At 35.5% G+C, this 12,399-nt stretch carries 10 protein-coding genes, 1 other RNA gene and 1 pseudogene; 5 read left to right on the top strand and 7 right to left on the bottom strand.

Annotation, left to right across the window (positions count from 1 at the left end; all coding sequences use genetic code 11):
* Positions 1-30: 30 nt before the first annotated feature.
* The 3 genes from ybaK to IGJ23_RS08790 are packed head-to-tail and all read right to left on the bottom strand — an operon-like array spanning position 31 to position 2,478.
* Entirely contained in the window at positions 31-516 is a 486-nt protein-coding gene (ybaK, locus tag IGJ23_RS08780; protein WP_025480513.1) for a Cys-tRNA(Pro) deacylase, read from the bottom strand.
* 26 nt (positions 517-542) lie between these two features.
* Entirely contained in the window at positions 543-1,292 is a 750-nt protein-coding gene (gene aroD, locus IGJ23_RS08785) for a type I 3-dehydroquinate dehydratase (protein ID WP_053766634.1), read from the bottom strand.
* Between the two features lie 13 nt (positions 1,293-1,305).
* A complete protein-coding gene (locus IGJ23_RS08790; RefSeq protein ID WP_010737846.1) occupies positions 1,306-2,478 on the bottom strand; it encodes a class I SAM-dependent rRNA methyltransferase in 1,173 nt (390 codons plus the stop codon).
* Positions 2,479-2,707: 229 nt separating this feature from the next.
* On the opposite strand from IGJ23_RS08790, the gene IGJ23_RS08795 reads away from it, so the two are divergent.
* The 3 genes from IGJ23_RS08795 to IGJ23_RS08805 all read left to right on the top strand — a co-directional run bounded on the left by IGJ23_RS08795 (position 2,708) and on the right by IGJ23_RS08805 (position 6,399).
* Positions 2,708-4,849, top strand: coding sequence for an LTA synthase family protein (locus tag IGJ23_RS08795; RefSeq protein WP_010718413.1), 2,142 nt, complete (start codon positions 2,708-2,710; stop codon positions 4,847-4,849).
* A 328-nt stretch (positions 4,850-5,177) separates the two neighbouring features.
* Positions 5,178-5,906: a hypothetical protein gene (locus IGJ23_RS08800; protein ID WP_178285914.1), complete on the top strand. Its 729-nt coding sequence runs from the start codon at positions 5,178-5,180 to the stop codon at positions 5,904-5,906.
* Positions 5,893-6,399 carry a hypothetical protein gene (locus IGJ23_RS08805; RefSeq protein ID WP_178285912.1) on the top strand — a complete coding sequence of 169 codons (507 nt, stop codon included), beginning with the start codon at positions 5,893-5,895 and terminating at the stop codon, positions 6,397-6,399. The genes IGJ23_RS08800 and IGJ23_RS08805 overlap by 14 nt, the downstream gene beginning before the upstream one ends.
* 216 nt (positions 6,400-6,615) lie before the next feature.
* On the opposite strand, the gene IGJ23_RS08810 is transcribed toward IGJ23_RS08805, so the two are convergent.
* The 3 genes and pseudogenes from IGJ23_RS08810 to IGJ23_RS08820 form a co-directional block, all read right to left on the bottom strand.
* A complete protein-coding gene (locus IGJ23_RS08810; protein ID WP_010718416.1) occupies positions 6,616-8,058 on the bottom strand; it encodes a sensor histidine kinase in 1,443 nt (480 codons plus the stop codon).
* The gene (locus IGJ23_RS08815) at positions 8,058-8,774 is read right to left on the bottom strand and encodes a response regulator transcription factor (RefSeq protein WP_010718417.1); all 717 of its coding nucleotides are present in this window, start codon (positions 8,772-8,774) and stop codon (positions 8,058-8,060) included. Before IGJ23_RS08815 ends, IGJ23_RS08810 begins: the two co-directional genes overlap by 1 nt.
* Positions 8,749-9,106: pseudogene (locus IGJ23_RS08820) on the bottom strand (SdpI family protein). Before IGJ23_RS08820 ends, IGJ23_RS08815 begins: the two are co-directional and overlap by 26 nt.
* A 142-nt stretch (positions 9,107-9,248) precedes the next feature.
* On the opposite strand from IGJ23_RS08820, the gene IGJ23_RS08825 reads away from it, so the two are divergent.
* Together IGJ23_RS08825 and ssrA are read left to right on the top strand one after the other, a co-directional pair.
* Positions 9,249-10,022: a Cof-type HAD-IIB family hydrolase gene (locus IGJ23_RS08825; protein WP_010737850.1), complete on the top strand. Its 774-nt coding sequence runs from the start codon at positions 9,249-9,251 to the stop codon at positions 10,020-10,022.
* A gap of 281 nt (positions 10,023-10,303) precedes the next feature.
* Positions 10,304-10,671, top strand: a transfer-messenger RNA (tmRNA) gene (gene ssrA / locus IGJ23_RS08830).
* Between the two features lie 259 nt (positions 10,672-10,930).
* On the opposite strand, the gene IGJ23_RS08835 is transcribed toward ssrA, so the two are convergent.
* The gene (locus tag IGJ23_RS08835; RefSeq protein WP_034700773.1) at positions 10,931-12,280 is read right to left on the bottom strand and encodes a DUF3329 domain-containing protein; all 1,350 of its coding nucleotides are present in this window, start codon (positions 12,278-12,280) and stop codon (positions 10,931-10,933) included.
* Between the last annotated feature and the right edge of the window lie 119 nt (positions 12,281-12,399).

Consider the following 12,399-nt stretch of genomic DNA (forward strand, 5'->3'; position numbering starts at 1 on the left):
AGTTGATAAACTGATGAATTGCCGACTGCATCACAGTACAAGATCAGCAAAAGTCCCTTTAGTTAAATCACAAATGGCTTGAGGTGCTAGCTCCATTTGGTGACCTCTTTTTCCTGCTGATACAATGATCGTTTCTTGTGATTGTGCTGTTTGTTCTAAATAAGTAGGAAATAATTTCTTCATCCCAATTGGCGAGCAGCCGCCACGAATATAACCAGTGGTAGCTTCTAAGTCTTTCAGATGTAACATTTCTACTTTTTTGTTTCCAGATACTCTTGCTAATTTTTTTAGATCTAACTCTCGATTACCAGGAATGACCGCTACGATCGTTCCTGTTTTGTTTCCAACCGCTACGAGTGTTTTATAAATGCGGTGTTCACTTTCAGAAAGTTGCTCAGCGACAGAAGATGCACTTAAATGTGCTTCATCCCAAGCATACTCATGTTCAGTATACTTGATTTTCTTTTGTTCTACTAAGCGGATCGCATTTGTTTTCACTTGTTTTTTCTTTGCCAACATTTTCACCTTCAAATTAGATTGTTTCAATTTAATAATTTGATTATTGATTTTAGTTCCTTTACAGTGATTTGTCCAGGTGCTGATGCTTTTTCAGAGGTTAACGCACCAAAGGTCATGACCGAACCAGTCAAATTTCCCGATAAGCGCGAAATCATTCCGAGCTGTCCCATTGACATTGTAATCAGAGGCATGGACACAAACGCTCCTGCCCGTCTCGTTAGCTCCATCAAACGTAACACATCTCGTTCGTTATGGGGCATTACCGCTATTTTACCGATATCTGCACCAAGATGTTCCATCATATTCAATTGATACAATAAGACTGGATCAGCTGGGGTCTCTTTAAAATTATGACTGCTGATAATCAACGGGATGTTGCGCTGTTTGATTTCTGCTAACAACTCTTTTTCAAGGCTTTCAATTTTGTCTAATTCTAAATCAACCATATCGACTAAACCAGAGCGGATCATCTGTAGGTACAACTCGTGATATGCTCGGATCGTTATATCTCGTTTGCCACCTTCTGCTATTGTTCTAAAAGTGAAAAGCACCGGTAACCCGTCGAGCATCTCATGGATCAGTACCAACGTTTCTGTGACTTTTTCATATTGAAAGACATCTTCATAATAATCAATTCGCCACTCCACTAAATCAGCACCAGCTTCTTTGGCTAAAATCGCTTCTCGCAAAAGTTCTTCACGAGTGTCTCCGATCATTGGCGCACAAATTTTAGGATGTCCTTTTCCTAAGTTTAGTCCTTTCACTTGCACCATCTGTCCTCCCCCCTTATTTCCTAATTTGATAGATAAATACTTTTAAATAATCCCCTTCTGGAAAGGCTTCAATGGTTTGGAAATCTTGTGGTAATCGAAAACGAGTGATTTCTTCATATTCAACATTGGCTAGCATTAGTTCATTTTCGATCATTTTTTTGAACTGATCGGTACTCACGTTAGCTGCGTTCGTTGAAGCGATAAGCGTTCCCTCGTCCGATAAAATAGCCAAGCTATCTTTAACCAATTCGCCATAATCTTTGGCTACTCGGAACACTTTCTTTTTATTTCTCGCAAAACTTGGAGGGTCAAGCACAATGAGATCATAAGTCAGCTGCTTTCTTTTAGCATATTTAAAATAGGCAAAAACATCCATCACAATGATTTTTTGTGTCTGAAGATCCAAACCGTTGATTTCAAATTGTTCCTGTGTTTTTTTCAAACTTCGCTTTGCTAAGTCAACACTCGTGGTCTCCAAAGCACCACCCATTGCTGCCGCAACTGAAAAAGCCCCAGTATAGCTAAACATATTCAAAACAGACTTTCCTAGACCAAGTCCATCGATCAAAGCTCCTCGGACTTCTTTTTGATCTAAAAAGATGCCTGTCATCAGCCCTTCATTCAAATAAGTGGCGTAAGAGACGCCATTTTCTTTGATGATTAAAGGTTCAGGAGCTGTTTCTCCATAAACATACTGACTTTCAGGAAATTCATTTGTTTCAAAACGGATTTTTTCGTAAGCACCCTTTATCTCAGGATAAACTTGTTGAAACGCTGAGAAGAGCAAATGGCGGTAAGTATAAAGAGTTTCATTATACCAAGAAAATACTGCATAGTGTTCATAATAATCAATGATCAGACCACCGATGCCATCCCCTTCTCCGTTAAATAAACGAAATGCTGTTGTTTGTTCATCTATGAAAAAAGCTTGTCTTTTTGCTTTAGCTTCAGAAAACTTTTTCTCAAAAAATGCCTGGTCAAACGTTTCATTTTGTTGACTCAAAACCCAACCGATTCCTTTGTTTTGTTTACCTAAATAGCCCTTAGCTAAGAAATTATCTTGTTGATCAACCAATTCGATCCACTGCGTGGTTTCATTGTACGACTGGACCAAATCTTCCTTTTGAATCAATGGATAACCGTTCTTGATACGATTTCCTGCTTTTTTCTTAATTTGTACTTTCATTGACTCACCTACTTTACCTTTATCATTAATCAGTATACCAAATATTAAGCAGGCTGTCTTAGTGCTAGCGTTCACAAAAGAATAAGAAATCCTTAATCACCGGTGTAAGCGTTTGGTTTCGATTGACACTGGATTTGCGTACTAGTAAAATAGGATGGAATATGTAGTTTGAGCAATCATAACTTCATAACACTCTGTAAATGAGAAGAGTGGGGAAAGGGAGATTACATTGAGACGAATAAAAACACCCGCCTTTTTGAATAAAAGGCTCGGATTTTTTTCTTTATTAGCTGTTTTACTTTGGCTAAAAACAATTTTTGCCTATTTGTTTGATTTCAATTTAGGCATCGAAAGTGGCATACAATACTTTATACTGTTTATCAATCCGATCGCTACCACGTTGTTGTTAATGGGGATTGCGTTATATGTGAGACGGACGAAAGCGTCTTATATTACAATGATGGTCATTTATTTCCTATTGACTTTACTGGTGTTCTCCAACGTAACTTATTATCGTGAGTTTACGGATTTTATTACGATCAATACCATCTTGGGGGCAGGAAAAGTAGCTAGCGGGCTTGGAGAAAGTGCTATTCGCTTATTTAGACCATATGACGTCCTTTATTGGATCGACTTTATCATTGTCGCTGCATTATTGATAACCAAAAAAATCAAAATGGATCCACAACCGATTCGTGCACGAATGGCTTTTGCGATCTCGACTTTGTCAGTCATGATTTTTTCTGGAAATTTATTTTTAGCAGAAGCCGATCGCCCAGAATTATTGACTCGTACTTTTTCTAGAGATTATTTAGTCAAATATTTAGGTATCAATGCGTTTACCGTCTATGATGGTATCCAGACTTACCAAACGAACCAAGTACGAGCAGAAGCAAGTCCTAATGATCTGAAAGAAGTAGAAAGTTATATCAAAGATCACTATGCTGAACCAAATGATGAAACATTTGGTATTGCTAAAGGAAAAAATGTGATTTATATCCATTTAGAAAGTTTCCAACAATTCTTGATCGACTATAAACTAAAAGATGCCAATGGTGTAGAACATGAAGTAACGCCATTTCTGAATAGTTTATATCATAGTAACAGTACATTTAGCTTTGACAATTTCTTCCATCAAGTTAAAGCAGGTAAAACCAGTGATGCTGAAACCTTATTTGAAAATTCACTATTTGGTTTAAATCAAGGATCGTTATTCACTCAATTAGGTGGAAAGAATACCTTCCAAGCTGCTCCTGATATTTTGAGTCAGACACAAGGTTATACGAGTGCCGCCTTCCATGGTAACGCTGGTACATTCTGGAATCGTAATGAGACCTATAAAAAATTAGGTTACAACTATTTCTTTGATGCTTCTTATTATGATGTCAATGACGACAATTCATTCCAATATGGATTGCATGATAAGCCGTTCTTCCAACAATCAGTACAATATTTAGAACATTTACAACAACCTTTTTATTCTAAATTTATTGCGGTATCTAATCATTATCCTTATTCTAAGTTCACAAACGAAGAAGCAGGCTTCCCGCTAGCTACGACAAATGATGAAACGATCAACGGATACTTTGCAACAGCGAATTATCTCGATACAGCAGTTGAAGAATTTTTCAACTATTTGAAAGCTAGTGGTCTTTATGATAATTCTGTCATCGTCCTTTATGGTGATCACTACGGAATTTCTAACTCTAGAAATAAATCGTTAGCGGAACTAGTGGGTAAAACCAGTGATACATGGACCAACTTTGACAATGCACAAATGCAACGAGTTCCCTACATGATCCATCTTCCTGGACAAACAAATGGTGGAATCAATCATACCTATGGCGGACAAGTGGATGCATTACCTACTCTACTCCATCTGTTAGGAGTAGATACCAAAAATTACAATCAGCTAGGACAAGATCTCTTTTCTAAGCAACATGATCAACTTGTTACTTTCCGTGATGGTGATTTTATTACTCCTAAATACACTTATTATGGTGGAACGATTTACGATAACAAAACTGGACAAGCCATTACAGAACCGACTCAAGAAGTTCAAAATGAGATTGATGCATTGAAAGAAAAAGCGAATAAACAGCTAGCTGTTTCTGATCAAATCAACAATGGTGACTTACTCCGCTTTTCTACAGATACTGGGTTAGACCCAATTGAAGCAAGTCAATTTGATTACAAAAACGGCATGAAACAGTTGCTTGAAAAAGAAAAAGAACTAGGTGACAAATCAACAAGTGTCTTTAGTCAAAACAATAACCAATCAACAAAAGATCTATATGAAACCAAAACTTACCAACAAATAAATGGGACACAGACGAGTGATTCAGTTCCTTCTTCTGAATCTGATAAGTAGCTAGCCTTTCTTTCAAAAGGATTACGTGCCCATAGAAGTAATGATTATAAAAGCTAAGATTGACGAAAACCAATTCTTGTTTTTCGTTAATTCTTAGCTTTTTTCATGCACTTTAATTTGAGTTACTCTGGCGTTTTTCTAGAAAATAGAGCTTAAACTCACGTATTAGAACCATCCATGAACATTGGATTTTATTCACAAAATATAGCGGAACAGTTGATTTATCGTCATTTTCGTTTATTAAAAAATAGGGATTTCCTGATTTTACTATATGAATTTCATACTTTATTCATATTCATTTTCTATAATTTAAAATGAGGTGAAAGTGATGAGAATACTCCGCTATTCAGTTGCAAGAATGCGTTATTATAAAAAACAGACACTCTTTAGTTGCTTATTTACAAGTGTCACTGCTTTTTTATTGATGCTTGTGTGTAACTTATATCATTTACAATCAACACTTTATGCACAAATTGAAGATCGTCTTAGTTTCTTGGACACGACGTCCTTAAAAGTACACTTTCCGTCTTTTCTATCAGTGAAACAATTTTATGTCGAGCTGATCTTGTTGTTACTGTTCTTGTTTGTTGGCGCATTTATCTTTTTCTTTCAGCGAACATTAAAACAAGACCAACGTGAATTGATCAACTGGCGTTTAGCTGGTTTATCGAAAACTAGAATTTTTCTTTTGATCATCTGGCAAATGATCTTACCATTACTGATCTGTTGCATACTCTTATTTATTGGAATTGTGCTTTTTCAAAACATTTATCAAGCACTGTTACAACATCTTAATTTTTGGAGTCTAAGATTATTTGAATTACCTGACACGCATTCACTTATATCGACTACTCGACCATTAGCCATACCGATGGATCAACAAACTTTTTTTAAAATTGATTTTGTAAACGATGCTTTTTTCTTCGATACGTTTAAGAGTTTCCTACAAACGGTTGGCCTTCTTATCTCCATCAGTCTATGTATTAGTCTCTTACAATTTACGATTTTCTATCAACGTTTAAAAAAAGGTAAGGTGATCTTTCATGAATACATGTAAGCCAAGAATGTCTTTAGGAGAATTAGCTGTTATTCTTTGCCCAAAAGCAAAACAAGAAGAACTATTAACAGCGCTAAAAGAACAAGCGATTGTATCGAGTCCCAAACAATTACTTATCGTCCAAAAAGATTGGCCTCTCTTCCCTTATTTAAAAACTAAAGATCAAGTACTACTGAATTTATCTGAAAATAAAAAAGAACGTTTATCTTTTCAAGAAATGCTCAAGATTGATCCAGCACTTCTTAACAGAGAACCTGATCAACTCTCTCTTTTTGATAAAATCAAACTTCAATTGTTGCATGCGTTACTTGCTAAAAAAGACAAACTCATCATTGAAGAAGTGCTGGATGAACTTAAAGTAATTGAAGCACAAGAAATTCTTGATCTATTTGATTATCTAGTCAAAAACAAAAAAATTGCCATTCTTTTACTGACTCATGATGAAACGATTGCTCATAGTCAGTATGTCGACCAAATCTATGATGAACGATAAAAAGAGGTCGTGGAAAGAGCAACTTGACCTATGTAATAAGGATGAAATTCACAGCTTCCTATGTTTTGAGAGTTTCATCCTTATTGCCGAAGATCAGTTCTTTGAACACTATTTAGCTCCTCTCTTAATTGTTGAGGAATTGCTTCTTGAACGCCGTTTATTCGTTTTTAGAGATACTAAAAGAGACTGAACCAATTTTTGGATCAGTCTCTTTGTTTATTTTATTTCTACATCTGGTAATTTAACTGTAAATGTTGTTCCTGTCCCCAGTTCGCTTTCTACTTCCAGTTTTCCTTTATGAAGCCGAACTAGCTGTTGAACGATTGGAAGTCCTAGACCTGATTCCCCGTATTTTGTATTCTTTCTTGAGGGATCAACTTTATAATAACGGTCCCAAATACTCTTCATTTGTTGTTCAGTCATTCCGATACCTGTATCCTTAATTCGGATAATCGTTTCTAGATAACCTTTTTCTAAAGAGATCGTGATCGTTCCATTTTCTGTAAATTGAATCGCATTTTGGATGATATTCACCATGATTTGCACAAATCGGTCATAGTCTGCATACACTTCCACATCATCTTCTGCTTGTAAAACTAAAACATTCCCTGCAGCTTCTGCTTTTGTTTCAAGCTGTGCCACAATATTTTTCAATGTTTCTGTACCATTGAATCTTTTAATAACCATACTGATTTGATTGGTTCTGATTTTTTCATAGTCTAGATTTTCGTTAACTAAGCGTATCAGTCGTTCTGTTTCATTTTTCATCAAGTTGATCGCATTTTCTCTTTGGTCTTCAGGAATTGCATTATATTTTAGACCTTCAAGTAATCCGTTGATTGTGGTTAGCGGCGTACGCATTTCATGAGAAGCATCTGCCATAAATTGTCTTCGGCGGTTTTCTTGCTCTTCGATTTCAGCCTGAGATTCTTTTAAAGAATTCGTCATTTTGTTGAAGTCATCCGCTAATTCATCAAATTCATCTTTATCATGAACTGGCAATTGGACATCAAAATTTCCATTCGTGACTTCTTTCGTTGCATTACGTAAACGATTGATCCTTTTAACCTGAAAAGCAGCAAACGCATAACTCGCTAATATAGCAACAATACTTGAAAAAATAAAACCTTTAAACAGATTCAATGTGACCGATCGAACACTATTATCGATATTTTTAGCCGGTTGACTAACAACCAAGCCACCATAAAATTCATGATTTAAATTAAAAGGTACTAAGGCATAAGACGTCGCTTGATTTTGTCCTAGTATATTTTTGTTGGAGGTAAATTTTACTTGTCTTCCATGACGCAGATTATCCCATTGTTCCGCTTTAATCGTAAAGTTCAATACCACATTATCAGTAGGATAAATGACCCGTTCGTTCTTATCGATAAAAATAAAATTGACATTTTGTTCTGATAAGACTTGTTCCGTTAATAATAATGCATTTTGAAACGCTTGATCTTGGCTTAATTGAGGAAACGTGTCTGTGTATGTCTGTGTTGTCTTCTCGACAGATTCTGCATAGCCAAAAAGTTGTTGATAATTATTTTCTTCAATGGTTTGCTTAGTCAGTTGCGTAAAAGAAACACCTACGATCAAAATGATCATCGCGATCATTCCGCAAAAGGCTAATAACTGCTGGTAAAGATAGCGCATTAGGCCACACCAGAATCATCAAATTTATAACCTACGCCCCAAACCGTTTGAATGACTTGTGGTCCAACCTTTTCGATTTTTTGTCGAAGCTTTTTGATATGCGCATCAACCGTTCGTTCATCACCAAAGTATTGATAATCCCACACTAATTCCAGTAATTGTTCCCGAGAAAATACTTGGCGTGGTTTTTTAGCTAGTGTAAATAGTAGATCAAACTCTTTCGGTGTCAAACCTTCGATTGGTGCTTTATTTAAATAAGCTTCACGTGTTTTTGTATTCATCTTAAAGTGATCTGTTTCGATATCGAAGTGATCGTCCGAGTTGTTTGTTTCTTCTTTTACCTCTACCAATTCACTACGACGGTGTAAAGCTTTCATTCGGGCAATCAAAGTTAGTGGACTAAAAGGTTTGGTCACATAGTCATCTGCACCCATCTCTAATCCAATAACCTGGTCACTTTCAGAATCACGAGCTGTTAACATAATGATCGGAACTGTACTAGAGACTTTCCGAATTTCTCTTCCAACAAGCATACCATCCATCGTTGGCAAGTTCAGGTCTAAAGTGATCATGTCCCAGTAATTCGGTCTTTCTAAAAAAGCATCTAGACCTTCTTTTCCGTCATATTTAAAGGTTGCTTCCCATCCTTCATTCAAAAAAAACATCTGCATCATTTCAGATACGGATTGATTATCTTCTATCATTAAAATATTCATTTTTTATTTCCTCCAATACTATCATCGAGTTCTTGTAATTTTTTTTCAGTTAAGATAAAAATCGGCATAATTGGAAAAACTAAAACCAACATCTCGATTATAAAATAGTTTGTCTGTCCAGTTAATTTTAGTAAATAGCCGATCAAGGCCATCAATAAACCGAAAATAAAAAAATATTTTCCACTTGTTTTTTGTGCTAACCGCCAGTGAACATCGGATTTTGTGGCTCGCGGTGAGTGGTAACCATAAAAAGGCAGATTCCCTTTAGAAGGGATAAAAAGAAACAAGCAACCTAGGATAGTCAAAAATACTCCGACAACTAAAAAAATCATATGATCCCTCCTAAATCTCTCTTTCTAGTATACTCTAAAAATCAACTTGAACCAATATATTCGGGAATTCTTCACGAAAGGTTTGTCTTTTGTTCATTCTTTGTTAAGATAGGGGTAATCGAATAAAAAAGGGGTTTTTTTTGTGTCAAATTATCGTGCAATTACTTTTTTTGATCTTGATGGAACACTGTTAGATGCTCAATCAAAAATCACACCAGAAGTGGCCGAAGCAATGCAAGCACTACAGGCAAATAACGTCCTGCCAGTCATAGCAACTGGACGAACTGAAGCTGAAATCAAACATATCATGTCAGATGCTGGTATTTCCTCTGCAGTTACGATGAATGGTTCTTACATCAGCGTGGATGGTCAAGAAGTTCATTCTGAAATAATCGCAACTGAAGACTGTCAAAAGATGCTCGAACATGTCCAAATACAAGGGCACCAGCTCTCATTTTATAACCATCAACATATTTGGTGTACCGCACACACACAAACGATGATTGATGCCTATAACTTTATCCATTCAAATGTACCAGAAATCAATCCGCAAGCTTATTTGGATCATCCAATCAATATGTTACTTATCCTCTCTCAATCTGGGGATGAATATTATCATGAACAATTTCCTGATCTAACTTTTTATCGAAATGGTCCTTACTCGATTGACACGGTCAAAAAAGGAATCTCGAAAGGTGCAGGAGTGAAACGTTTAAAACAAGAATTAAACCTTGTTGATGTGCCTACATTTGGATTTGGTGATGGACCAAATGACTTTGCACTGTTAGAAGCATGCGACAACAAGATCGCGATGGGCAATGCTTATAATGATCTCAAAGAACTATCCACTTTTATTACAAAGAAAAACACTGAGGGCGGAATCGTTCATGCGCTCAAACATTTTGACTTGATTTGATTTTTAATCGAAAAACGATGAAATTCTGCTGATAAGGATGCTAGCTAGTAGAAAGGTGATTCATCTAGCCAATATCAGGTGAATGTTGAAAGCTTTTTAACTAGATACGATGTATATTTCCGAGTAACTGAGAGATGATTTTTTACAGTATTAGCTATTGAGAATCATCTCTTGATACTTCGGACGATTTGCTTTTTCCGTGATCGTTTCTCATTGAAAAAATTCAATTTTGTGCTATAATATTAATTGTATGAAAAATACACGTAACCCTTGTTTATAACGGGGACGTTACGGATTCGACAGGCACAGTTTGAGCTTGAATTGCGTTTCGTAGGTTACGTCTACGTTAAAACGTTACAGTTAAATATAACTGCTAAAAACGAAAACAACTCTTACGCTTTAGCTGCCTAAAAACAGTTAGCGTAGATCCTCTCGGCATCGCCCATGTGCTCGAGTAAGGGTCTCAAATTTAGTGGGATACGTGACAACTTTCCGTCTGTAAGTTGTTAAAGAGATCATCAGACTAGCGATACAGAATGCCTGTCACTCGGCAAGCTGTAAAGCGAAACCACAAATGAGTTGACTATGAACGTAGATTTTTAAGTGGCGATGTGTTTGGACGCGGGTTCGACTCCCGCCGTCTCCATTGTGAGATTTCGGTAGATTTCACTAAATGCTTAAATCCTTATTTTAAAAGGATTTAGGCATTTTTTATTTTCGGTAGTTTTCGTTAAATGAAATTTATTCAAGCTCATTTTCAAGTCCGAAAGATTCATCTCTCACGCTGATTTTTCATTGGGTCCCACTCAACTATTTTTTGATTCATGCTAAAATTATATGGAAACAAAAAGACACGACCTAAATCGTGTCCGAACATTCATATATGAAATGAAAAATATTTGAATCCACTATTCTGTTTTTTCTTCTAGTCGAATACTGTTTACTCCCCAATATGCAGCAACGCTTCTATTTCTCTCGTTATTCTTATCCATAGTAATATCACCATCATTGTGAACTGGATAAATTGTTTGTGTCTTATAATTTAATGGTGGAACAACTATATCCATTTCGCCACTCTTCATTTGCTTTTTAATGGATTCAGTTTGGCGACTATAACTTACATAATTTTTATAGATGTCTGCAGTTCCATTGAAAAACAATAATAAAAAACTAACTAGTAAATAACTGAAAATCATAGAAAAAACAACTTTATTGCTTCTATCAAAATTTGTTAATAATTCAAAAAGACTAATTACTATAGATATGAAAAGAAAAATAACTCCTCCAAAATAAGATCTAGACCAAGATAATGCAGTTGGAGAAATTGCAAGCACTCCTATTGTCAATATACCTCCCACGAAAAATAACGAACTTAGAATATTACTAAGTGTAAAACTACTATTTAAGTATGATAAAACAAGCAAAGCTAATCCTATCGTTAGAGGGAACATGGCATTATCCTGTAACGCATGACTGATTGCAGGGATTGCATCAAGAATTTTCCAAGCAGTTGAAAGCGTACTTCTATGAAAATAAGTCGCTCTGATATCGTTCCCAGGTGCCATAACCATAAAAAGAAAACCTACAATATTTCCAACAATACCTGCGATCATCCATTTTTCAATTTTTTTCTTCTTATAAAAATAGGAAAGAACAGTATATGCTATAACAATGAACAACGTTCCTCCGGAGGTATTTTCGTTACACCAACCAGCTACTATACCTAAAAGAAGCATGCCTATTGTTTTAAAAAGACTATTATTTTGTTCTTCAGATTCTGCTATATATCGATGATAAACCAGAATAAAAGATAACATAATCACCATTGCAGTGAGATAATTTACAGAACCAGCCAACCATAAGTAAACATTATTGAAAGCTGGGGTAAATGTCCACATTAATGCAAAGATGATAAACGCTTTTAGATAAACATTCTTAGTAGTTCGCTCTTTTACTATGGAAGAAAACATAATAATTTGATAAACCAATAGGGAAAACATGCAAGAATTATACACATTAAAATATATTTTTGGAAGTTTAGTAAAAAAACGAAAAATAATATGGACTACCGATCTCCCAGTCCAAGTCATATATTGTTGATACTCATCAAACAAAATTGTTTTTATGCTTGAAGTCTTTACAAAATAGTAATAATCGTCGTGTACCAAAGGAGACATACTATTTAAAAGAAGCATAAAACCAAAAATACAAAATAAAACAATAAATAAATGTCTGTTGCTCTTAATTTTTTTAATCATACCACCCAATTAACTCCTCTTTATCTCGAAATATAACTTAGTATAACACAGATTTAATAGTGGTTGTGCCAAATTAAGAGATACAGAATTAATATCCTAACCAATCATTTATCCTACTG

This window comes from Enterococcus sp. DIV1682a (genome assembly GCF_051711005.1).
GTDB lineage: Bacteria > Bacillota > Bacilli > Lactobacillales > Enterococcaceae > Enterococcus_B > Enterococcus_B hirae.

What these genes read in the sequence shown, in the direction of transcription:
- aroD (WP_053766634.1), bottom strand. Translation starts at nt 1,292, where the DNA reads ATGGTGCAAGTGAAAGGACTAAACTTAGGAAAAGGACATCCTAAAATT.
- IGJ23_RS08790 (WP_010737846.1), bottom strand. Translation starts at nt 2,478, where the DNA reads ATGAAAGTACAAATTAAGAAAAAAGCAGGAAATCGTATCAAGAACGGT.
- IGJ23_RS08800 (WP_178285914.1), top strand. Translation starts at nt 5,178, where the DNA reads ATGAGAATACTCCGCTATTCAGTTGCAAGAATGCGTTATTATAAAAAA.
- IGJ23_RS08805 (WP_178285912.1), top strand. Translation starts at nt 5,893, where the DNA reads ATGAATACATGTAAGCCAAGAATGTCTTTAGGAGAATTAGCTGTTATT.
- IGJ23_RS08810 (WP_010718416.1), bottom strand. Translation starts at nt 8,058, where the DNA reads ATGCGCTATCTTTACCAGCAGTTATTAGCCTTTTGCGGAATGATCGCG.
- IGJ23_RS08815 (WP_010718417.1), bottom strand. Translation starts at nt 8,774, where the DNA reads ATGAATATTTTAATGATAGAAGATAATCAATCCGTATCTGAAATGATG.
- IGJ23_RS08835 (WP_034700773.1), bottom strand. Translation starts at nt 12,280, where the DNA reads ATGATTAAAAAAATTAAGAGCAACAGACATTTATTTATTGTTTTATTT.